Genomic DNA, 24,928 nt, shown 5'->3' with positions numbered 1-24,928 from the left:
CCTCTCTATAATGCTTTTGCTTCTTCTTTTAAAATCTTTATAAGAGATTTTACTTTCTCTCCAGGGGTCTCACCATCAACAATTTTGACTGCAGGTCTTCCCTTAGGTGTCTCGTATGTTAATACCGATATTTTTGAAGCAGTCATGTCTATCAACTCTTTGGATAATCCCTCAAAAGTGCTTGGATCTACAACAGTTATGCTGGCCTTCATGGCCTTCATAACGCCTGTAATTAACGGCACCCTTGGCTCATTAATTCCCTTTTGAGTGGTGAATAGAGCCGGCAACTGAACTTCTAATGTTTCTTTGCCACCTTCTATTTCACTTTCGACTCTCACCTTTTTCTCATCAATGATATCAAATTTCAAGATAGCACTCACGTGAGGTATGCCTAACAATTCAGCTATCATGGCACCGATATTTGCGTTTTCATCGTCGATTGCCTGCCTGCCACAGAATATCAAATCGAATCCTTCCTGCTTTGCAAAATTTGCAAGTATTTTTGATATTATTAGCGGGTCGTCACTGTCCAAACCTGTGTTATCCAACAAGAAAGCTCTGTCTGCCCCCATTGCTATTGCTGTACGCAACGCCTCAACAGCTTTTTTTGTACCATATGTACATACTGTGATCTGGCTGTCTTTGATTTTGCTTTTGATCCGTATTGCTTCCTCAACAGCAAATTCGTCAAAAAAATTCATGTTATACTTGTTTTCAATCTCTAAGGATTTTTTGTCACTTTTAAGTAATATTCGTGCCTCAGTATCAGCAACCTGTTTAATACAAACCAAAATGTTCACTTAACCAGCCTCCTGTTATCAATTTCAATTTTTAATTTCATATTTCTGGGTTTAATTCCGCAATGTATAATCCGAAATTCATAATTACAATTTTCCGATTATCGTCCTGCCAATAAAATCCTTTAACACTTCATGTGTTCCTCCTCCGTAAAGGAGAAAACGTGCATCCCTGAAATACCTTTGAGGGGTATACTCATATGCAAAGGCATTGGCACCATAAATTCTTGTCAGCTCATCAACCACCTTAAGGCATACCTCGGTAGCATACATTTTTGCTTCCGCGGCTATTATTCTACAATCCATACTATTTTCCAATAGCCAGGCTCCATAGTTTATCATAAGTCTCGCTGCATTCATGAGTGTATCCATCTCTGCAAATTTTTCTCTTATTAACTGATAATTTCCTATGGGCTGACCAAAGGCAACTCTCTTTTTTGAAAACTCAAGCGCCTCAGCATAAGCACCTTTCGCAATACCAAGCGCCATTGCTCCAGTCATAAGCCTCACTTCATCGAGTATATCGCCCACATAATATACACCTTTTCCAAGTTCTTCACCTAACAAATTTTCATTTGGAACCCATACGTTATCAAACACAAGCTCACCGGTAACCGTGCCCCTACATCCAAGTTTATGAATAATCTGGCCACTTGAAAATCCTGGTGTTCCTTTTTCCACTAAAAAGAAATTGAGACCCTTTAAACCTTTAGATGCATCTGTAGTGGCAAGGACAGTACAAAAATTGCATATTGGCCCGTTCGTTATCCACATCTTCGTTCCATTGATCCTCCAGCCATCCCCATCTTTAACCGCGGTAGTCCTTGTTGCTCCGAGGTCAGAACCAGACTGGTCTTCAGTAAAACACATAGTAGAAATCTTTTCCCCTCTCATCGCAGGATAAAGACATCTCTCCTTGATTGCATCGCTGCCAAACCTGTAAACAAAATATGTCCCCATGAGGATATTCATAATTACACTCTGGGCAAAACCGACCGACCCCCTTGCAATCTCTTCATAAAAAACCATACTCATTATCTTATCGGCATTCATTCCACCTATCTCCTCCGGGTAACGGAGTCCGAGATAACCAAGAGATGTAAACTCTTTCCAGACTTCCCATGGAAATTCATCCTTTTCGTCTATTTCTTGTGACTTTGGAACAACTATTCTGTCAATAGTATCTGCTATCGTTTTTTTAAAAAACTCTTGTTCCTCTGTCAATTTGAAATCCATAACTGGCCTCCTTTGGGGGAAAAGTTAAATCAAAATTTTGTATACAATATTTAAAAAATGCAATCTTTGTCAAGCAAAAATTCCACCGCTGATTGTCATCAAATTTATAAGAATAAAAAAGGTTGGTGATAATAAACTATTTTTATGCTTCTACAAAACACCTCAATCGTTTTGCCCTTACAGGATGTTTCAGTTTTTTCAGAGCCTTCGCTTCTATCTGCCTCACCCTCTCTCTTGTTACATCAAAAAACTGTCCAACCTCCTCTAGAGTGTGATCGTATTTTTCACCTAATCCAAACCTCATCCGCACAACCTTTTCCTCCCTCGGTGTGAGTGTGGCAAGGACTTTATTCAGTTGTTCGTAAAGGTCATCATAAATTGCCGTATCCTGTGGCGTATTGGAATGTTTATCTTCTATAAAATCAGCAAGGTGTGTATCTTCGTCATCATTTATGGGCGCTTCAAGTGAAATTGGTTCGCGTGTAATTCTCAACACCTTTCTCACTTTTTCAACGGGAAAACCAACCCTTTCGGCTATCTCATCGGGAAATGGTTCTCTTCCTAAATCTTGAACAAGTTCTTTGGAAACTTTAATTATCTTGTTAATAGTCTCAATCATATGAACGGGTATCCGTATTGTTCTCGCCTGGTCAGCAATTGCCCTTGTAATTGACTGCCTTATCCACCATGTAGCATATGTGCTGAACTTGTAGCCTCTCCTGTATTCGAACCTGTCCACTGCTTTCATTAACCCAATGTTGCCTTCCTGAACAAGATCAAGGAGGGAGAGTCCCCTGTTTATATATCTCTTTGCGATACTGACCACCAGCCTGAGATTCGCCTTAATCAGTTCATTCTTGGCATAAACCCATCTTCTTTCGGCATCCTCAACTCTGCACAAACAATATTTAAGCTCCTCAGTGGGAATCCCCACTTCCTGCTCAATCCTGTGCAGCCTCCTGAAAATTGTAGCCAATTCTTTATCCACACCTTCATTCTTATGGTTCCGGCACTGTTCCAAATCGCTTTCTATTTTACAGATCCTTTCAACATATCTTTTCATCTTCCAGACTATCCTATCGATCAGTTTATTGCTCAGGTTAATTTCAGAAATAATCAATTTGATGTTTTTTAAATATTCTTCTTTGACACCACCATTGTTGCTCGTTTTATATTGTAAGTGAATATCTCTCAAACGTTCTAAAAGGGTTACCACCCTTTCCTTCTGAAATTCCAGTTCAATCTCTATCTCTTCTTCATCATCAACTTCAAAAGTTATATCCTTTATATTTGTCCTTGATGTTTTTAAAGAAGAGAGAACATGTAGTAACTCCCTAACTGTTCCAGGAAAAGATAGAATAATCTGTTTAATCTCCTCTTTTGCCTCTTCCATTTTTATGGCAATTTCTTTCTCTCCCTCCCTCGTGAGTAAAGACATAGCACCCATTTCCCGTATATAGTGTCTTATAGGATTTGTTAGCTCGTCATCATAAAAACCTTCAAATTCTTGTTCGAGGACCTCTTCAAGTTTTTCTGGATCAGGCAATCCAATTTCAGTTCCACCTTCAATATCAAATAACTCAATATCTTCAAAAATGCTTTCCGATTTACCGCTTGTTTTAATAAAAAGATAAAGTTCCTTGTTGTCTGAGTTTTCATCAATAGAAAAAAAACTCTTAACTTTATCGGGCATCTTTACCTCGCTTTATGGGTTAGTTTTCATAAAAACCAGCATTTGCCTCTTTTTCTCAAGAAGTTCAATAATTGCTTTCTCATCTCCCCTTTTTTCTGCCTCGGATAAACTCTCTGTAATCTTTTTTGCTTCTTCCTTTATAAAGTTTTTTTCTACATACTTAAGATAATCCTGTAAAATTATTTTCAATTCATCTTCTGTACATTCTGCCACATCAAAAACCCCATTGATGGCCAAATCCTTCAACTCATCCTTATCAAGGACATTAACGAAACAGTTCAGTTCAAGGCTCCCTTTGTCTTCAAAAAAATCATACATTTTAAGCAATATCTCCCTGATATTGATGTCTGAAATATAATGCATCACCTCCTTCTCTTTTAATATTGAAAACATACCGGGACAACTCATTAAAGCACCTACAACCTTCCTCCCTATTTGATTTGATGAATTATTCCGGGTTACAGGTTGACCCGGAATGTTATTTGTTTTCATATTGTCCCAAAAATAATTTTCTTCAACGTTTGTTAATTCAGATAAACGCTTAATGTAAAGTCTCTTTTTAACACCATCTCTTATAGTTTGTATGTGGGGCATGACCGATTTAATGAATACCTGTTTATTCTCAATTGTTTCCATTCCCCACTTATTCATACAATAATCAAAGTAAAAATCCAGTATGGGCTTTTTTTCTTTTATTACATCATTTATTCCATTAACTCCTTTTGCTTTTAAAAAACTGTCAGGATCGTGGCCGTCAGGTAAAACAACCATAGCCCCATTAATGTCCATTTCAGAAAAGAGTCCGATCAACCGGAGAGCGCTCTTTATGCCCGCTTCATCGCCGTCAAGCATTAACGTAATGTTGTCAGTGTAATTTCTGAGCTTAGACAACTGCCCCTCTGTGACGGAAGTGCCAAGGGTTGAGACAACGTTTTTAACGCCATTCATATACAGGGCTATGAGATCAAAATATCCTTCAACAATAAAAACCTCATTCTTTTCTGAGATGTTTTTCCGTGTTTTGTCAATGCCAAATAAGGATACACCTTTCGAAAACACGGGCGATTCAGGTGAATTTATATATTTGGGGAATCCATCCTTTTCGATTGTTCTCCCTCCGAAACCAATAACTTTCTTATTCACATCTAAAATAGGGATGACCACCCTGCCCCTGAATATGTCGTATGCTTCACCCTCTTTCACCCTCACGATACCGGTACTCATGAAAATATCATTGGGGACCCCTGAATTTCTAAGAAAAACACTGATATTCTGTCTCGATTTTTCGCTGTAGCCCAGCTTAAATTCCTCAACTATCTTTATATCGATTCCCCTGGCAAGGAGATACTGAAGGGCAAACTTAGAGGCCTTTAAATTGTTATGGTAGTAATCGGCTAATTTTGCCAGCGCATCAAAAGAACTGGCCCTCTTTGAGCTCTCTCTTTTAATCTTAACACCATATTGACGCGCAAGGTTTTCAATGGCCTCCTGGAAGGTTAAATTATCATACTTCATTAAAAAATTGATTGCATTCCCGCCTTCGTTACATCCAAAACAATAATATATCTGTTTTTCAATACTTACAGTAAATGAAGGCGTCTTTTCTTTGTGAAACGGGCATAATCCAACAAAATTTCTTCCCGTCTTTCTTAATTGAACGTACTGGGAAACAATATCTAAGATATTTATTTTTCCGAGTAGCTCATCTAACGTATTCATCATAAAAACTCTACTATTGTTACGCCCATATTTTTCTCATCCCCTTTAACCTGCCGGACATATTTTGCATCAGAAAGGTGTTCTTTTACCGCCTTCATCAACCGGCCTGTACCGATTCCATGAAGAATTCTCGCCCTTGGTACACCTTGAATAATGGCTGTATCAATGAATTTATCAAGCCTCACAATTGCTTCTTCTACCCGCATGCCTATGAGATTCAATTCTGGCTCATTGATACGCTCAACATTTAACTCTATTATATTATTAATAACCTGTTTGGGCTCTTTAATTGCCTTACTTACAAAAACCCTATTAATCTTTGTTCTCACATTACCTGTTACAATTTCGCAGATGTCCCTCTCCTCATCAATATCTGCCACATATCCACTGCTTCCGAGTGTCCTTATTTTGACATAATCACCGATTTTAATATCATCCTGTTTTTTAATTTCTTCTTTAAAATATTTATCCCTTAAACCACTCAATCTTTCCCTACTTATCTTTATAGACGCTTTTTCTTTTTTTGCAATCTCTTTCTTTACTTCTTCTAATTCTATCTCCAGTTCCAGCAGTCTATTATTGCATCTTTCATCCACTTTTTTTATATATTCATCCTTTTTCTGTTTAAGTAAAGAGAGCCTCCGTTTAAATTCTTCCCGGAGTCTGCTTAGCTCCTTTCTCTCCTCATCGACTTTTTGTTTTCCGCTTTCCAACGCACTTATAAGATCGTTGAGCATAAGTTCCTGCGTCCCCATATATCCGTAACTTCTCTCGATAATCTCGCCTGGAATATCGATGTTCCTAGCAACATTGATGGCATTGCTGTATCCTGCTATGCCATAAGAAAGCTTATAAAGGGGTTTCATGCTTTCAGGATCAAAAGCAGTAGAAGCATTTATAGCAAAGGGTTTCGTATATCCATAAGCCTTTAAAAGGTTTAAGTGGGTAGTGACAATTACTTTGCAGCCTTTCTCAACAAAGGTATCAATAATGCCCATTGATAATGCAGATGCCTCCTGCGGCTCTGTATTGCCACCAATTTCATCAATAAGGATAAGTTCTCCACCTTTTGTTTTGTTATACATATCCTTAATCGTCATCATATGTGCGGTAAAACTTGAGAGCTCCATGGAGATGTCCTGTTCGTCACCGATAATTGCTAATATTTTGGAAAAGACCGGAAGTCTTGGCCTTCCGGATGCAGGGATGAATAAACCGGTTTGCGCCATGAGAGACAAGAGTCCTACCGTCTTCAGTGCCGCTGTTTTACCGCCTGCATTCGGACCACTTATGATCATTGCATTCTTTTCTTTATCCATATGTATATCTACAGGAATTGTCTGATCTTTTTTGGACATGGTAATAAAAGGATTTCTCGCATCCCTTATATCTATTGATTCATCAATAGATATTTCCGGCCTTACGCATTCAAACTTCTTGCTGAAGAGGCTGAGGCTCTGATAAAAATCCAACTCACAAAGAACCTCGAGATTTGCTTCAAGGTCGCTAACAGATTTTCTGATATATTCAGTCAATTCCTTCAGAATTCTTGTTTCTTCTTCCTTTTCCTCTTTCTCAAGGATATTTACATTGTTATTCAGTTCTACGCATTCAACGGGCTCAACAAAAGAAGTTTTCAAGGAGTGTGAATAGTCGTGAACAATCCCTTGAATGAACTGATTAAAATTAGGCTTCAGAGGTATTACGTATCTCCCGTTTCGCATAGCTATATAGACATCCTGAAGAATAGGGGTTATTGATTCTCTCTCCATCATCTTCTCGAGCTGTTTCCTTATTCTTTCTTTATAAACATAAAGGTCGGATCTGATTCTGGATAGCTCATAAGAGGCAGTATCTTCGATGAAACCTTCACTGTTTATGGTTTTCGATATTTTTGAAAGGAGAGGGTGAAGAGGCTTTATTGTTTGAATTGCCTGTTCAATGAAAAGTTTTTTCATGTAAGCTTTTTTGAGAAATCTTGATATATCATCACAAGCACTGAGGAAACTGGAAATTGCCACAAATTCTCCGGCTTCAAGAAGTGAATCTTTTATATGAAGCCGTTTTAAAATGTCTTTTATGGCAGCAGGGATATTCAAAAATGGAATATTCCCGTCCCATCTCAATACCTCAAGAAGGGCTTCAATTTTATCCTGTCTTTCCAGCATCTCGCTTTTGTTGTCGAGGGGACAAAGGCTAGAAATCAATTCATGAACATACTGTATTGAAGAGAAATTTTTGAATAGTTCGAGTAGCTTTGTATAATCGAGGTATGATAAGGTTTTATCAACCATAGAGGGCTTGCGACTATCTATTGAGAAGATAGTCTTTTAAGCACCGTTCCGCTTAACACCTTTCCGTCTGTCCTCCCGGGATATTTTTCCATAAGGAATTTAATAACTTTCCCCATATCCTTCTGGCTCTTTGCTTCCAGTAACTTTATTGCCTCTTCTATTTCTTTTAAAAGTTCTTCCTCAGATAAAGGGGCAGGCAAAAACTCCTTCAAGATTTCGAGTTCCTTTTCCTCTTTCTGAGCAAGGTCTGTTCTGTTTCCTTTTTTGAAGCTCTCGATAGATTCGATGTGTTGCTTTATCGACGTTTTGATAATAGCGTAAAACTCGTCTTCAGATAAAGCCCGAAGCTTTTCAACCTCTTTATTTTTGATGGCAGCTAAGAGCATCCGTAAAATGGACACTCTTATGCTGTCCCTTTGTTTTAAAGAAACCTTGAGACCTTCTTCTATTCTGGATCTGTATTCCATTATTAGTAAAGTCCCTTGTCCATTACCCTTTTCAGTTTTTTTAATGCTCTCTTTTTAGCAGCAAGCATTTTTTTCTTCTTCTTGACGCTTGGCTTTTCGTAATGCTCTCTTTTCTTTATCTCAGAAAGTATACCTGTCTTTTCGCATTGTTTTTTAAACCTTTTAAGGGCACTTTCGAAGGACTCTCCTTCTCTTACAATAACTGCTGGCATTCATCATTCCCTCCCTCCGTCCATAGGATAAATTTAAAGTCACTAATCTAAACTCAAAAAATGTGTAAAGTCAATATAATTGATGGCTATAGTGAATCGTGCATCGTTCATTCAAAGGGATTTTTCAGGATAATTGTGCTTTCCCTTTCGGGTCCTGTAGAGATAATGTCGATATTCACCCCCACAACTTCCTCTAACCTTTTAAGATATTTTTTTGCATTCAACGGGAGGTCTTCATACTTTGTAACGCCTCTCGTTGATCTGTTCCAACCATCAATATCTTCATAAACAGGTTCGCACTCGTAATAAGCCTTTGTTGCCATTGGTGGCTCAGAATAAAACTTTTTGCCTATTTTGTATCTGACGCATATCCTGATCTTCTCAAACTCGTCAAGGACATCGAGTTTCATCATACACAACCCTTTGGCCCCGTTAAGCTTTAGTGCCCTTCTGACTATAACTGCATCAAACCACCCGCACCGCCTCGGTCTTCCGGTCGTAGCGCCGTATTCGCCACCAATCTTCCTGATCCTCTCTCCGGTTTCATCTGATAATTCTGTGGGAAAAGGCCCCTCTCCTACCCTTGTCGTATAGGCCTTGCAGATACCCAGGATATAATCTACAGATGTTGGTGGTGCGCCGCTTCCTGATGCAATATTTCCAGAAACGGTATTGGAAGAAGTAACATAGGGATATGTGCCATGATCGATGTCAAGATATGTTCCCTGAGCGCCTTCAAAAAGTATTTTTTTGCCCCTTTCTATACTTTTATGAAGAAACTCTGTTGTATCGGCAGTATACTTTTTCAGGAGTTTTCTGTAACCGTCAAACCCCTTGATTACGTCCCGCGCCTTGAAACCCTCATCTTTATAGTATTTCTTTATGATGAAATTTTTTATCTCAAGGTTTTGTTTAACCTTTTCAGAAAATACCTTTTTATCAAGGAGATCTATAACCCTTATCCCTAATCTGCTCACCTTATCTTCATAAGCAGGGCCTATCCCCCTTCCTGTAGTACCTATCTTCTTTTTAACTTTTGACTCTTTCAATGAATCAAGTTTTTTATGATACGGCATGATAACGTGGGCCAAACCGCTGATCATAAATTTCTTGTCGTCTTTCATATATCCAATGGACTTAAGCTCACTCATCTCCTGCTCCAGCACGCCCGGGTCCAGAACGACGCCGTTACCGATGATGCAGTATTTCCCTTCATGAAGAATGCCTGAGGGGATCAAATGGAGTACTACTTTTTTTCCGTCAACAACTATTGTATGTCCGGCATTTGCCCCGCCCTGAAACCGGACAATTACATCGGCAAAACCGCTCAATATATCAATTATCTTCCCCTTACCTTCATCTCCCCATTGTATTCCTACTACACCAACATTTGACATAACTATTATTCTCCTGTTTTCAATATTTGTTTCATAATGCGAATATTCTTCATAATATACCTGATACCCTAAAATCAAGCACAATATACCATGCATATTTGGTTTTGACATCATAAACAATGATATGGTATTTAAAAACCGCTATAGTTATTCAGAAAATAATTCAGGAGGAAACAGGATGTTAAAAAAGGTTTCAATAAATAAATTTAATTTGCTTGTAATATCGGTTGTTTTCCTTTTTCTTCTCTTCGTAGGAATGGAGTCAATCGCCTTCGCGCGTGCAGGCGGCGGAAGAACATCTGGCAGCGGCAGCAGGACCTACCAGAGGACAACACCAACCCAACCCCCAAGCAGCACACAGCAACGTACTCAGCAGCCAACAACACAAGCCCCTCCTCCTATTCAACAACCACAACCATCATTCGGGAGAAGTCTCCTCTATGGAATTGGTGGTGGACTCATGGGAGGGATGATTGGAAGTATGCTATTCGGCGGTCACGGTAATGCCGGTGGTGGCGGTGGATGGGGTGGTGGAGGCGGTTTTGGCTTTGGCGATATAATCATCCTGCTCGTCATTGCAGGGATAGCCTATTTTATCTATAAAAAATATCGCGCACGGAAGGCTGAGGAGATGCAAATGAGCGCAGCAGGAGCAGGCTATTCACCTTCATACACTTACAGCGAGCCTGCACCGGAATCGGCATACGAACCGGCTCCACAGCAAGGGGACCCTGTCTCTCAAGGCCTCCGCCACATAACGGAAATGGATCCTTCCTTTGACGACAACAAGTTTAAAGAACTGGCAGAAGATAATTTCTTCAAAATCCAGAGCGGCTGGACAAAGCGCGATCTGAGCAGCATCCGGAATCTTCTGACACCCCAGATGCTGAACACCTTTCAGACCGATATTAATAATTATATAGCTAATAAACAAATCAACCGCCTTGAGAATATTGCCATGCGGCAGGTTGAGATTGTCGACGCCGTCCAGGATCAGGGTGAAGAATATATAACGGTGAAATTCCTTGCAAATATCCTTGACTACACCGTAGATGATACAAATAACCAGCTTATTTCAGGCAACTCAACCGACCCGGTAAAATTCCTTGAATACTGGACTTTCACACGAAAAATCGGTGATAGAAACTGGATACTTGCGGGCATCACACAGGAAGCAGACTATTAATGCAACAGAAGCCTGAAGTTACTATACCCCCGCCCATAAAGCGGGGGTTTTTGTTTGGTAATACAAAATCACAAATACCGGGTAATCTATAAATATTACTTGTAAAAATATTCGTTATTTATGAAACTATAGTTTACTTTAATAAAGAAATATACTTAAGTGATTAAAAACGATTGGATGTTACCCCATATCCTGATAGTCAAATCCTCTGCCGGCGCAGGGAAGACATATAACCTTGCGCTCAAATACCTTCAGCTTCTACTGCTCGACAAGATTACCCCGTCACCCATAAAGACCCACATTTCCAATATCGTTGCCATCACCTTCACGAATAAGGCTGCGGCAGAGATGCGCTCACGGATCATAGACTGGATGAAAAAGATAATCCTTGATATACCCTTTGAAGGTACACAGCGCAAACCCATAGATGAAATAATGGAAAGTCTGGAGTCGGGGACTCGAACTCCTGAACCCTTAATCAGAGAAGCTATTGAGAGAAATTTCGAGGATTTACTTGAAAATTACTATGACTTTAATGTCAGTACCATCGATAGCTTTGTAAATCTTACCCTGAAGGCCTCTGCCTTTAAATTAAACCTGTCGCCGGATTTTGATATCTCCACCGAGTCCGGGACTTATACAGACTTCGTACTTCAGGAATGCCTTCAAAAAATCCTCGAGAATGACAGCATAAGGGGAAAATTCGACAGGTTCCTCAAAAATTACATTGAACTGGAAGGGGAAAACGTCAACTGGATCCCGAAGAATTTTCTACGCGAGACCATCTCGAGCCTCTGGAATGAAGAAACAAAGGAAAATATCGGTTTTGCATACGCAACGAATACTGCTTCACTGGAGGATATACAAGCAGGGATAGAAAAGGATATTTCAAAATTAAAGGCATACCTCTCCACAACGTCTGAAATGAAACCTAACGCAGGTTTTTTAAAGGCCCTCGAGCAATTTTCCGTTTCTAATAAATATGTGTCTAAAATCAGTGCCTATTTTAAAAGAGATACTGTCCAGGAATCTCTGAATAAAAAAAGTGCCTCTGCCCCCGAGGAATGTGAAAAATTATGGAGAGACATAAAAAATGGACTTTCATCCTTTATAGAGATCCTTTCAGAATCCAGATATGCCTCATATATAGAAATTTATGAACTCTTCAAGCAAATGCTCCAGATAGAGATTACCTACCACAAACGACTCATTCTCATCGAACAATTGAATACCTTATTGCAGAAAATCATCAAAGATGAACATTTCATACCTGAAATTTACTATGCCCTTGCTGAGCGGTATTCACATTTTCTTATTGATGAATTTCAGGATACGAACCATCTGCAATGGAATAATATTGAGATACTGGCAGAAGAGGCGTTAAGCAAGGGCGGTACGCTCTTTCTCGTTGGCGATAAAAAGCAGGCAATCTACCGGTGGCGTGGCGGAAAAGCTGAGCTTGTCGATGAAATCTCATCCCAATACCAGTCCTATCCTGTTTATGAATTGAAGCTCGACAGGAACTACAGAAGCGGGGAATATGTTGTATCTTTTAATAATACTATTTTTGATCCTGATAACTTAGGGGCTGTCATCAAATACCTCAAAGAAAACAACCCCGGAGATATAACATACAGGGTTACTTCAACCTATATGGAATCGGCACAAAAATTCATAGACAGCCATGCCCGCAAAGGTTACGTTCGCGTGGAAAGGATCATTCAGGAAGACATGAACGGTGATGCAAAAGAAACGTTTTTGAAAGATGAAAAAAACGAACTGATCAAGGCCAGATTTAAAGCACTAATCGAGGAACTGAGAGAGAGGAACACCTTTGAATATACGGAGATTGCCATACTTGTGAGGAGAAAGGAGGAGGCACGATTCATCGTTAAGACACTTCTTGAAATGGACATCAGTGTTGAATCCGACCTCACGGTGAATGTTAAGAATAATCCACTTATACAGGAGATGATAAACTTTTTAACGTTCATCAATTCACCCGATGATGACCTCTCAATTACGGGCTTTTTATTGGGAAACATTTTTCAGAAAAAGACAGGTTTACATAAAGATGAACTCATAAGCCTTATTACGCATGGGCGCATAAACAAACCGTCTGAACACCTTTACCTTGCGTTTCAAAGAGATTTTCCCCGGATCTGGAATGATTATTTCGACTATTTTTTCAGGAATTCCGGCTACCTGCCACTTTATGATTTTGTCGTGCTCTTTTTAAAAAAATGGGGAATTTTGAACAATTTTCCCGAGGACAACGCTTATTTTCTCCATGTCTGCGAATTAATAAAAGAACAGGAAGGTTTGCAGCAGAACAACCTTACGTGCTTTTTAGAATTCTGGAAGAATGACTCGGAAAGTGAAGAATCTTTCTCATTAAAAACAAATGATGGAAACAACGCAGTCAAGGTAATGACGATTCATAAGGCAAAAGGGCTTCAGTTCCCTGTTGTAATCCTGCCTTTCTTGAAATTAAACACATACGGCTCCTCAGACAGCAGAGATAAAACAAGGTATTTTGTAAAAAAAGATAATGAGATGAAACTCTTGTACATCAAGAAAGATTTTACTGAGTATTCCCGGAAACTGAAGGAAATTTATAATGAAAGGGGGGCAGAGTACATCCTTGACGAACTTAATAACATATATGTTGCCTGCACACGTGCAGAACAAGAACTTTATGTCTTCTTGACCGATTCGAACCGACAGAAAAACCATCTGATTGACTATTTTTTTGGTCTGGATGGGCTGAGAGGATATATTCATGGGAACGTGGTGGAGATAGGGCGAAAAACAGCAGAAGACAGAGAACGGAGAGCAGAAAGAAAAGGAGACGAGGGACAAGGGACAAGGGACAAGGGACAGCTTTTTGAAGGTCTGGGTGAGGATATTGGATGGATGGGATATATCAAAGCAAAGGTTGAAGAACCCGGAGGGATTTCACCTGAAAACCTGTTTGCAAAGAAAAAGGGTGATGTGATTCATTACATCCTGTCTCTCATATCAAAATTACCAGAAGATTATGACATCTTTCTCAACAGGTGCATCGTTACAGGAATTGCACGATATGGTTTTCATAGCCACAAATCTATGGTTACAGACATGATCTACCGGATCTTCACAACCCCGCAATTTAAGCGATTCTTTCAGCCCGAAGAAAACAGTGTTATTTATTCAGAGCAGGAAATAATTGATCCACGTGGCGATACCTATAAGGTTGACAGAATCCTTATGGCGGATGACCATATTGATGTGATCGACTTTAAGACAGGCGAGACACATTTACAGGAACATATTGAGCAGATAATGCACTATGGGGATCTTATGCAAAAAATGTATCCCGATAAAACTGTAAACAGATATGTACTGTATTTAGACACCGGTGAAGTGAAGGTCGTATGAGAAAGATATATTCAATACCATTTGGCGCTGATTTTATCGGGGAACTAAAAAAATTTATTATCCGCAACGGGAAGCCCCTGTCAAAAACAGCAATAGTCTTTTCTGGAAAAAGACCCTCCCTTTATCTTAAAAAAGCCTTTGCCGAAGGTCAGACTCAGCCTTTTTACCCTCCACGCTGTTATTCTGTTGCTGAATTCATCGACTATATCACACGAAAGAAATTTTACGATTTTACTGACATGGAATATGCCGATGCCGTATGGCTACTGTATCAGGTTGTCCAATCGTTGAAGATTTTTCATGAGCATTCCTTTGCACAGAAAGGCTTCGGTGAATTTTTCTACTGGGGCAGGCATATCCTTGATTTTATCAACCAGCTTGACATTGAAAACGTCTCCAACAGCAGGTTACATGCCTTGGAAGGCAATGCAAAAATAGGGTATGACGTACCGGAGAGTGTTAACGAACTCCTCATGAACATTGGCATTATAAGAAACAGATTCCATGAGGCATTAAGGAAAAACTTCTGTTTTACACATGGATACAAACATCTCAGCGCCCTTGAAGCAATCAGTGAGGCGCCTCTTGATGAATTTGAGGTGATATATTTTGCCGGTTTGTTTGCATTATCAGGCACAGAAAGGGAGATTGTCAGGAATGTCTGGTTGAAAGACAAGGGGGAGATTATCTTTGAAGGCAATATCGACGAGTGGCAAATCCTGAAAAAATTGATTCCCCATTTTAGTGCTGAAATCGAAAATATCGACTGTGCCGTTTCAAAGCCGGAACATGTAAAAATCTATTCGGCCTTCGATACCCATTCTGAAGTATTGAAAATACACAACATATTGCATGATGTAACATCGAAAAAGGTTGCTGTTGTACTTCCTCTGTCAGAGTCACTTTTTCCATTATTGACTTTCGCCGTTGACCGGTCGGACAAAAAATACAATATCTCCCTGGGATACCCCTTTGCGAGAACATCTGTCTTTGATTTGATTGAAAACATAATCAATGCACAGATGACGAGACGAAAAGAGACATTCTATTCTACAAAAGATTATCTCCATGTCATTCTCAACCCCTTTGTAAAAAACCTCAATCTGGATGCTGATATAAGGGGGATTTTTTTACATATAGAAAAATCCCTGAAAGGCGAAACCTTTGAAACAGGCGTATCTGGAAAACCTTTTGCAACACTGGAAGAAATCGAGACAGAGTGTGAACTCGCAACTAATAAATCCCTCAACGAAATCCACAGGATTTTTTTCAGAAACCTTGAGGATGTCAAGAATTTATACGAAATCGTTGAAAGGGTTGAAGAAGTGCTTGAGTATATCCTCAACCGCACGCCCATACGTTCTTACATTCTATCCGGGGAAATATTTAAAACAGCATTCAAGTTCCTGGAGAACCTGAAACAGGCAAGGTTTTGCAGGGAGATATTTTCTTTTGACACCAAAGAGAACAAAAAGGCATTGTATGATTTTACCATCAATTGGCTCAAAACAATCGACCTGCCGTTTGATACACGACCCATAGAAGAACTCGAAATTATCGGGATGCTTGAAACGAGAAACCTATTCTTTGATACGGTGATTATGCCCGATGTCAATGAAGGGGTCATGCCTCAGCCAAAAAGGATCGACCCCCTTGTACCGCTCGGCGTCTATGAAATACTCGGTATACCTACTCCTGAATATAACGAAGAAATATACAGATACCACTTTTATCGTTTAATAAACTCAGCGAAAGACATTCATTTGTTATACATAGACTCAGAAAACAAACAGAGAAGCAGGTATATCGAACAAATCCTCTGGGAAGAAGAAAAGCGTACAAAAACCCTCAATGCAATACCTGTTGAGCGATCACAATGTAAAATCAACCTGAAATCCAGAGAGATCCTGCCTGAGTTTAAAAAGACGGGCAGCATCATCGGGCGACTTAAAAACAAAACATACTCTCCTTCGTCTGTTGACGACTTTATCCTCTGCCCGGTGCTATTCTATTACAAGCACATTCTCAATTTTGAACAAAAAAAGGGGATATCCGACGACATTGATGCATTAGACAGGGGCACTATTATACATCGCATCCTCCACGATACATTTGAGATGTTTAAAAATAGAGATATGACCGGCATAGCATTTAAGGATATCCTGGACAAAATGTACACCGTAATAGAAGAACGCTTTAAGGATAAAGTGGTCACCGGCGATTATTATCTTTTTAAAAGGCTTACTGCCTATAAACTGGAATCCTTTCTGCGAAAAAATATCAGGGATGCCGGAAGACCATTTATAATCCAGCATCTCGAAGCGCCAATTAATAATGTCATTGACGCTGACGGCACTCCGGTCAGTTTCAGGGGAAGGATAGACAGGATTGATTTTTATCCTGACAATGGCGAATATACAATCATAGACTATAAGACAGGAGGCTCAAAGCAATACCCGCGGAACATCATTGAAAAGACCGATTTTACGTCAATTGATGACATTCATAAAAAGGTAAACTCTCTCCAATTGCCGATATATGTGTATCTGTTCCATAAAGCGTTTTCAGTTCCATTAAACAGCATCAAAGCAATATTGATTTTGCTCAAGACAAACGAAGAAGAAATGCTTTTCAAGGGCAGCTGGGACGCTAACAGAGCAACTGTAATTGAACAATATATGGAAGGCTTTAAAACAGTCTTAAGGGATATGATGGACATATCGAAGCCCTTTAAGCCTTTCGATGATGAGGCATGCGCTGCATGCTCGTTTAACAGTATCTGCCACATTTAAAATGCGTAATTTTTAAAACTTTTCTTGACAGAATAATTTATTTGTATACAATAAAAAGAAGCACCTAAAAAACAACGAAAAGGGGAAATTGTAATGGCCACAAAAACAACTCCAAAGAAAGCTGAAACGAAACCAAAGGCTGCTAAAAAAACAGCCGTAAAGCCAAAAGAAGTTGCAGCAAAAAAAGTAGCCGTAAAAGCAGCAGTTAAGCCGGCCAAGAAAGCAGCAGTTAAGCCGGCCAAGAAAGCAGCACCCGCGGCGGCTAAGTCAGCTATGAAAAAAGGAACAAAATACAGTTGTAAGGTATGCGGGTTGGTTGTCGCAGTTGATACAGCATGCGGTTGCACAAAGGTGTGTGACCTTGTATGCTGCGAAAAACCAATGAAAGTAAAAAAATAATCTCGACAATTATTCCAGCTTGTATTTCTTCACTTTCGACAGGAGGGTTATCCTTGAGATACCAAGGACTTGGGCGGCCTTGCTCTTGTTTCCATCGGTATAGCCAAGTATTTTTCTGATGTGATCCTTCTCTACATCGGCCATGGATTTGAGTGTTAAATTGGTAAAACCTTCATCGAGGTTCGTAGCACTTTCCAAAAAATAGTTGGGGAGAGACTTCTTTCTGATCTCATTTGTAGACTCGATAATCACAGCGCTGTTTATAACATTCATGAGTTCCCGGACGTTACCGGGATAATCGTGATGCGTCAGGGGCTTCATCGCAGCATCCGATATCTTGTCTATTTTTTTCTCATTGACCACGCAGAATCGCTTCAGAAAATGGTAAGCGAGAAGAGGGATGTCTCCTTTCCTCTCCCGCAAGGGTGGCAGGTAGACGGAGTTCATGTTCAGACGGTAGAAAAGGTCTTTCCTGAAGTTTCCTTTCTTGATCTCCTCATGGAGATTCTTGTTGGTGGCAGCAAGTATTCTCGCGTCAACCTTCTGGTGCTTGGTAGAACCCAAGCGGAAGAACTCTCCTTCCTGTAACACCCTGAGAAGCTTGACCTGGATCGGGAGGGCAAGTTCACCGATCTCGTCCAGGAAGAGAGTTCCTTTGTCAGCCTCTTCGATCAACCCCCGTTTGAGGGTCGTAGCGCCCGTAAAAGCGCCCTGGTTATGGCCGAAGAACTCAGAGGAGAAGAGTTCGTTGGCAAAGGCACCCGCGTTTACGGCCACGAAGCTTTCCATATGGCGTTTACTGATCTTGTGGATGGCTCTGGCGATCAATTCCTTGCCCGTGCCACTCTCGCCCCAGATAAGGATACTACTGTCCGTCTGGGCCATCTTTTCAACAGATGAGAAGATGGTATTCATCTTATCATGCTGGGTGACAATATTTTTAAAGGCATCCCCGAATTTCAGACCCGGCGAGATAGGGATTTCCCGGTCGATCATTTTCTGGTTATTCCGATTCTCCAGTGTTGTATTGATAAGGTCCAGGAGACGCTCATTGTCAACGGGTTTAATGAGGTACTCAATGGCACCGAATTTCATAGCAGACACGGCGAGCTCAATGTCCTCGATGCCCGTCAGGACCACTGTCTTCACGTCTATACTGTTCTCCTGAATCTTCTTGAGGATGTCGAGACCCGTTACCTCGGGCATATCCATATCGAGAAGGAGGAGATCGTAGCGGTTACTCTTTAGTACATCGAAGGCCTTGGTGCTATTGCTCAGGGTTGTCACGTCGAAGGTCCCGGCCTGAAGCAGGAAGATATTCAAGTAATTGAGCACCGCCTGATCGTCGTCGATAACCAAAATTCTGTTCATCAAGCCTCCGCCGGGCTTCTGGGAAGGCAGATGCAGAAGGAAGTCCCCACCCCAACCTTGCTCTCCACATCTATTCTCCCCTTATGCTCTTTGATGATGCCGTAAGCGATGGAAAGGCCGAGGCCCGTTCCGCCCTGGTGTCTCTTGGTGGTAAAGAAAGGATCAAACATCTGTTTCAATGTCTTCTCGTCCATGCCTTTGCCGTCGTCTCGCACCCGAAGAACAACCTCCCCATCATTAAACTCCGAGGTAACGATGATTGTTCCTTTTGATTTCTCGATGGCCTGAGAGGCATTGATCAGAATGTTCACAATCACCTGCTGCAGCTTCTGAGTGTTCCCTGTTATGGTTGGAACGTTCGGCTCGAGTTCTACTTTCACGTCCGCGGTTCTCCGTATCTGGTTGTCTACCAGGCGCAGGCAGCTTTCAGTAATAGCATTGAGCTCTACATTCTCATTGAGGAGTCCCTCATCACGCTTCGCAAATTTTCGTAACCCATCCACGATGCCTTTGATACGGTTTGCCCCCTGAGCCATATCATCAATGAGGATCGGGACATTCTGCCTGAAGATATCATAGTTGAGACGGGCGATCTTCAGATCAGGATTGGATTTATAGGCCTGGTCAAGGAAAGGGAAGATATCATTCATGGCTTCCTGGATGATATGCAGGTTTCCCCGGATGAAGGTATTGGGGTTATTAATCTCGTGGGCTATACCCGATACAAGTTGCCCCAGGGAAGCAAGCTTATCTGCCTGAAGGAGTTGCCTCTCCATGTTTTTCTCTTTTGTGATGATCCGCGAAATCTCGAGGGCTCCCGTCACCTCGCCACTGGAATTAAAGATGGGATAGGCCTGAAGAAGATAGTATTCACCACCGATTACCTTCTCAAAAGTGACGGAGGTTTTCTCTTCAAGCACTCGCCTGACCAGGCAGTCTTCGCAGGAGTGCTCCTGGCCGAAGACCTTTTTATAGCATTTCCCCCTGTTTCCGATGGCCTTTTGGTTGGACATAAGGATGTTAAAGTCCCCGTCGATTACCGTTACAGTGTCGGTGATAGTCTTAAAAAGGACCTGGAGCCTGGTTTTGCTCTCCCGCAGCTTCTCTGTCAGGGTCATCAGTTCCTGGTTCTTTTTAATAAGGAGATCCTTCTGTTTTTCCAGGTCCAATGTCCGCTCCCGGACGTTTCTTTCCAGGTTTTCGTTCTGTTCTATGAGCTTCTTTTCAAGCTGTTTCCTTATGCGCAAATCCTTATACACAGATTCGACGCACAACTCTCCATCAACATCAATCCAGATATACGATGCAATGACAGGAATCGGGTTGCCGTTCCTGTCCAGAAGGGTCACTTCGAAATCTTCAAGCTTTCCCTCCTTGTGCAGAGTATCGAAGATCACCGAGCGAACCTCAGGCTTTTCGTAGAGCTTGTCCCGCACAAAGCTGAGATGCACGGAACCGTCCTCGGGATAGTCGAAAAGCCTGTAGAATGCTCGATTTGCTTTGGTTATATCCCCGTTAGGACGGGAGATGAGCATGGGCATAGGCGCATCCGTGAAGAAGTTCTTGTAACGGTTCTTGGACTTTTCGAGTTCCCCGGTCTTCTCATCCATAAATTCCTCGAGGTGACGAAGGCTATAATGAACCTTTGAATGGAGTTCCCGTCTCTCTATGGCCTTTGACAGTCTGCGCCCAATCTCGGTTATCAGTGTTTTTTCTTCTTCAAGAAACTGTTCTTTCTTATTGTAATACACCTCAACAGCACCACGCTTTCGACCTTCTACCACAATGTCCGAGCTGAAGGACTCCACAATATGTGCACGATTTGGCGGCCTGGAGGAATGCTCAACCCCGTCAAACCATATGGACGATGCTGCGCTTTCCGGAACCTTGAGGCCTGCAACCAGATGTGTGGTGATGTTCCTCAAAATTTCCACAAGATCATTATCCGACTCTATCTCAAATCCTGTTTTATAGAGACAATCCAGTTCCTGAAGCCGTTTCTTCAAGTCCTTTTCAATGCTCCGTTCATCCCGGATCTGCCCCATCCCTTTACCCTCCCTTAGTCATGAACATTTTCATGAACATTTTAGCGTTCTTACTATACCATATAAATAAAGAGAAGGACAGGCGGACTCATGGGAAGATCGCCTGTCCTTCTCTGAACTTCATCCCCTTCTATTTAGTCAGCTTTGCTCTGATCTTTACGTTGAAATAGTTTTCACTGGACAGAAATGGTTTCTTCTCCATGTTACAAGGTGACGCATCCATGGAGACCGTGCTGAATCGCCCTTTTCCGCCTGGGGTCATGAAAGCCTTCCCGAGAAATCCCTTGCCCCAGAAAGAACCGGGGGCTACGCCCTTGTAGAAAGGGACTACCTTCTCAATCTCTTTGGCGATGCCGCTCACCGCAGCGAAACTCATTTTGGTACCCAGTTTTTCGGCAAGCTTCTTGATTATCTGCCAGTTCTCCATGCCTGTCAGGGGCTCAAAAACCCTGGCCATCCTCTGAACTCTCCGGTCACAGGCAGTGTAAGAGCCCTCTGTTTCAACCGGTACAGAGGCCGGAAGAACCACATCCGCCTCCATAGCTGTGGTCGTCATTAAAGAGTCAATAACAAGGAGAAACTCAATCCCTCCTGTTAGCTTGAAGTTCGATGTGACGTAAAAAGGGTCCTCGCCGAAAACGATGGCTGCCTTGATCTTCTCCTTCTCCATGGCTTCCTTGAGATCCACGGGTTTGAAAATGGCTGCCAGGTCCGTACCCCACTTCTTGCCGAGGGCGGCAATCTGTTCTTTGTCACGGTGGCTCACGTACCCCGGAAGATAACCAGGGTCCACACCCATGTCGAGGAGACCTTGAGAGTTCGCGAAATCCCTGAGCACTACGATACCATTCCCCGTTTTTCCAATCCGACCCGTCAACATCATCAGGTTTCCTATGGCCTTCAGGTCATCCTTCGACTTTTCCCACAGAGAATCGATGCTGTAGACTACCACGAGGTTCAGTTTCGGCCTTGCAATGAGATCACAAAACTGTTGGAGTTTGCTATTATTCACCCCGGTGACTTCCGAGATGGCATTCATGTTGAAACCCGAGATCGAGGCCTTGAACTCTTCATACCCTTCCGTCCTCTTATCAATAAAGCCCTTGTCTGATAGCCCCCGATCCAGGACTGCCTTGGAAAGGAAATTGATGAGTCCCGTGTTCGTGCCGCGCTTCGAATCTATCCACAAATCTGCAAATTTGTTAAGCTCCATCTCGGCAGAGTGTACGGTGATGAGGCGGGCACCGTTCTTCTGTGCGGCCTTTATCTTCAGTTCCGCAATAAGGTTGTCTTCAGAAAGGTCTGCATTAATGATCAGGATCACGTCGGCGGCAGCGAGATCATCCATGGTCGCCGTGGATGTGGTAATACCGAACATGTCGTCAAGACAGTCCTGCTCCGCCCCGTTGATGAGATTACTGAAACTTCCAATGTTATTGGTTTTGAGTCCCGTTCTCGCAAACTTCTGGAGCAGGTAAAGCTCCTCATTCGTCATCCGGGGTGACCCGAACACAGCCACCGAGTCGGGACCGTGGGTCTTCACGATATTGCTCAGTCTCTCTGAGGCGTAATCAAAGGCTTCTTCCCATGACGCATCATAGTGTCTGCCCCTCTTCTTAATCATGGGCTTCATAAGCCGGTCTTTCTCAAGCATATACCGGTAGCCGAACCGCCCCTTTGCACAGAGGAACCCTTTGTTGTGGGAATTTCCGTTTACATTCTCCACGGTGAAGCAGTGGTCGTGAAAAACCCTGTAGCTCAGGTTGCATCCTACGGAGCAGAAGGAACAAACCGAAGGAACCTTCTCCGAATCCCATGGACCGGGTTTACGGAAGGACAGTTTCTCAGTGATGGCACCGGTCGGACAGGCGGCAATACAGTTCCCGCAGGAAATGCAGTTGGTCTGGAGCAGCTTCTTTTCCATGGAAGGTTTTACCACTGACTTAAAGCCCCTGTTCACAAAGCCCAGGGCCGAAATCTTGAGGATCTCGGAACAGGTGCGCACACACCGGCCGCAGGAGATACATTTGTTCGGATCAAGGTTTATAAAGGGATGTGCCGCATCTACCTTAAACCGTCTTACATCACCCAGGAAGTGGCTCAGTTCAACACCAAAATCCGACGCATGCTTCCTCAGGTCACAATCGAAATAGTCCGAGCAGCCACATTCAAGACAGCGTGCTGCCTCGTTTTCGGCCTGGAGCCGAGTAAACCCGGTTTCCACCTCGTCCTGGTTCTTGATTCTCTGGAGCACCGGCAGTTCGTCCATCTTCTCTTTTTCCAGTTTTTTGTACTGGGCGAACTCAATCTCGGGAATACTGCCGAAGCTATCCTTCCTGCTCACAAAACCCCTGGCCACAGGGATCATCTTCCCGGTCTGCATGTACTGATCCATACACAGGGCAGCGAACCGTCCGTGAGCGATGGCATCGATGGCCACTGCCGGGCCTGTCATGCCGTCACCGCCTGCAAAAACACCCGGTATGGAGGTTTCAAAGGTACCCTCTTTCACCACCGTACCATCCCAACGTGTTGTCTTGAGCTGTCCGTCCGCATTAATCTGCCCAAGATCGATATTCTGACCGATAGCGGAAATCGCGAAGTCACATGTGAGCTCGTATTCAGAGCCCTTTACGGGCACAGGACTTCTCCGGCCGCTTGCGTCCGGTTCGCCAAGCTCCATGCGGATACAGGTGAGAGCGCTGAGCCGGCCGCCCTTTGTCACGATTCCTTCGGGAGCAGACAGGGATACGAGTTCCGCTCCCTCTTCAAGGGCAGCATCTATCTCCATCTCGTGAGCAGGCATCTCTTTCTTGGTCCGCCGATAGAGAAGCGTCACTTTATCCGCACCGGTCCTCAGGGCTGTCCTCGCCGCATCGATGGCAGTATTGCCACCGCCAACCACAACTACTCTCCCGTATACCTTGGGAGGACTCTCATCCTGCATGGCCCGGAGATAGTCGGCACCACCGATGACGCCCGGCGTCGCTTCTTCGCCCGCAAGTCCCATAGTCTTGGCCTTCTGGGCTCCGATGGAAAGGAATATCGCATCAAACCCCTCATCCTTGAGGGACTTTATGGTGAAATCCTCTCCCAACACCGTATTCCTCTTTGCCTCAACACCGAGGTCGAGTATGCACTGGATCTCCCGGTCGAGCAGCGCCTTGGGCAGGCGGTATTCCGGTATGCCGTAACGAAGCATGCCGCCCAGATGGGGTGATTTCTCAAAAATGATGACCTTATAACCCTTGACCGCAAGATAATAGGCACAGGTAAGACCGGCGGGACCACCGCCCACCACTGCCGCCTTCTTTCCGTTCCATGGGGCAACCTCGGGCATCCAGGGATCGTCGATGTCGATATCAGTGGCATACCGCTTCAGATAATCGATGCCCACCCGGTCATCGACGGAATTTCTCCGACACGCGGTTTCGCACTCCCTCACACAGACTCTGCCGCAGACCAGGGGCAACGGGTTCTTCTCTTTTATCAGCTTCACTGCCTCTCTGTTCCTTCCCATGGCCACAAGGGCGATGTAGCCCTGTACGTCAACCCCGGCCGGGCATGTCTGGGTGCAAGGCCCAAGACAGTCGGCGTAATGGTTTGAAAGGAGGAGCTCGAGAGCCGTCTTGCGCGATTCCCTGATCCTGTCATTGTTTGTATGGATCACCATCCCGTCGGCCACAGGGCTCGAACAGGATGGAATCAGCTTCTCGAGCCCTTCCTGTTCAACCACGCACAGATAGCACGAGCCATAAGGCGGGAGACGGGGGTCATAGCAAAGGGTCGGAATATCGTCAATATTGTTGGCCCGGACCACTTCAAGAATCATCTGTCCTGGACTCGCCGTATATGCTTTTCCATTTATTGTAAGTTTCACTGTATCCGCCATACTTGATT

General features: G+C 42.8%; 15 protein-coding genes. 4 read left to right on the top strand and 11 right to left on the bottom strand.

Annotated elements, in window-relative coordinates; translation table 11 throughout:
• Nucleotides 1-5 precede the first annotated feature (5 nt).
• The 8 genes from NTX75_11255 to NTX75_11220 all read right to left on the bottom strand — a co-directional run bounded on the left by NTX75_11255 (nucleotide 6) and on the right by NTX75_11220 (nucleotide 9,815).
• Nucleotides 6-800 (bottom strand): electron transfer flavoprotein subunit beta/FixA family protein, encoded by a 795-nt coding sequence (locus NTX75_11255; protein ID MCX5816797.1) that lies wholly within the window; start codon nucleotides 798-800, stop codon nucleotides 6-8.
• Nucleotides 801-884: 84 nt separating this feature from the next.
• Nucleotides 885-2,033 (bottom strand): acyl-CoA dehydrogenase family protein, encoded by a 1,149-nt coding sequence (locus NTX75_11250; protein ID MCX5816796.1) that lies wholly within the window; start codon nucleotides 2,031-2,033, stop codon nucleotides 885-887.
• A gap of 142 nt (nucleotides 2,034-2,175) precedes the next feature.
• Nucleotides 2,176-3,726: an RNA polymerase sigma factor RpoD gene (gene rpoD, locus NTX75_11245; protein MCX5816795.1), complete on the bottom strand. Its 1,551-nt coding sequence runs from the start codon at nucleotides 3,724-3,726 to the stop codon at nucleotides 2,176-2,178.
• A gap of 12 nt (nucleotides 3,727-3,738) precedes the next feature.
• Entirely contained in the window at nucleotides 3,739-5,448 is a 1,710-nt protein-coding gene (gene dnaG, locus NTX75_11240) for a DNA primase (GenBank protein MCX5816794.1), read from the bottom strand.
• Nucleotides 5,445-7,739 carry a Smr/MutS family protein gene (locus NTX75_11235; GenBank protein MCX5816793.1) on the bottom strand — a complete coding sequence of 765 codons (2,295 nt, stop codon included), beginning with the start codon at nucleotides 7,737-7,739 and terminating at the stop codon, nucleotides 5,445-5,447. The genes dnaG and NTX75_11235 overlap by 4 nt, the downstream gene beginning before the upstream one ends.
• A gap of 17 nt (nucleotides 7,740-7,756) precedes the next feature.
• Complete coding sequence (locus NTX75_11230) at nucleotides 7,757-8,206, bottom strand: GatB/YqeY domain-containing protein (GenBank protein MCX5816792.1); 450 nt, start codon at nucleotides 8,204-8,206, stop codon at nucleotides 7,757-7,759.
• A 2-nt stretch (nucleotides 8,207-8,208) separates the two neighbouring features.
• Complete coding sequence (gene rpsU, locus NTX75_11225; protein ID MCX5816791.1) at nucleotides 8,209-8,418, bottom strand: 30S ribosomal protein S21; 210 nt, start codon at nucleotides 8,416-8,418, stop codon at nucleotides 8,209-8,211.
• A gap of 107 nt (nucleotides 8,419-8,525) precedes the next feature.
• Nucleotides 8,526-9,815, bottom strand: coding sequence for an adenylosuccinate synthase (locus tag NTX75_11220; protein MCX5816790.1), 1,290 nt, complete (start codon nucleotides 9,813-9,815; stop codon nucleotides 8,526-8,528).
• Between the two features lie 178 nt (nucleotides 9,816-9,993).
• Between NTX75_11220 and NTX75_11215 the strand changes: the two genes are divergently transcribed.
• The 4 genes from NTX75_11215 to NTX75_11200 all read left to right on the top strand — a co-directional run bounded on the left by NTX75_11215 (nucleotide 9,994) and on the right by NTX75_11200 (nucleotide 17,612).
• Entirely contained in the window at nucleotides 9,994-11,001 is a 1,008-nt protein-coding gene (locus NTX75_11215) for a Tim44 domain-containing protein (protein MCX5816789.1), read from the top strand.
• A gap of 159 nt (nucleotides 11,002-11,160) precedes the next feature.
• Nucleotides 11,161-14,421 (top strand): UvrD-helicase domain-containing protein, encoded by a 3,261-nt coding sequence (locus NTX75_11210; GenBank protein MCX5816788.1) that lies wholly within the window; start codon nucleotides 11,161-11,163, stop codon nucleotides 14,419-14,421.
• A complete protein-coding gene (locus NTX75_11205) occupies nucleotides 14,418-17,213 on the top strand; it encodes a PD-(D/E)XK nuclease family protein (GenBank protein ID MCX5816787.1) in 2,796 nt (931 codons plus the stop codon). Before NTX75_11210 ends, NTX75_11205 begins: the two co-directional genes overlap by 4 nt.
• A 93-nt stretch (nucleotides 17,214-17,306) precedes the next feature.
• Entirely contained in the window at nucleotides 17,307-17,612 is a 306-nt protein-coding gene (locus tag NTX75_11200) for a hypothetical protein (protein ID MCX5816786.1), read from the top strand.
• Nucleotides 17,613-17,621: 9 nt separating this feature from the next.
• On the opposite strand, the gene NTX75_11195 is transcribed toward NTX75_11200, so the two are convergent.
• From NTX75_11195 to NTX75_11185, 3 genes are all read right to left on the bottom strand, one after another.
• On the bottom strand, nucleotides 17,622-18,983 hold the full coding sequence (locus tag NTX75_11195) for a sigma-54 dependent transcriptional regulator (protein MCX5816785.1): 1,362 nt from the start codon (nucleotides 18,981-18,983) through the stop codon (nucleotides 17,622-17,624).
• Entirely contained in the window at nucleotides 18,983-21,028 is a 2,046-nt protein-coding gene (locus tag NTX75_11190) for an ATP-binding protein (GenBank protein ID MCX5816784.1), read from the bottom strand. The genes NTX75_11195 and NTX75_11190 overlap by 1 nt, the downstream gene beginning before the upstream one ends.
• A gap of 130 nt (nucleotides 21,029-21,158) precedes the next feature.
• Nucleotides 21,159-24,920, bottom strand: coding sequence for an FAD-dependent oxidoreductase (locus NTX75_11185; GenBank protein ID MCX5816783.1), 3,762 nt, complete (start codon nucleotides 24,918-24,920; stop codon nucleotides 21,159-21,161).
• Between the last annotated feature and the right edge of the window lie 8 nt (nucleotides 24,921-24,928).

This window comes from Pseudomonadota bacterium (assembly GCA_026388315.1).
GTDB lineage: Bacteria > Desulfobacterota > Syntrophorhabdia > Syntrophorhabdales > Syntrophorhabdaceae > MWEV01.
This window is presented reverse-complemented; position numbering and strand designations above follow the sequence as displayed.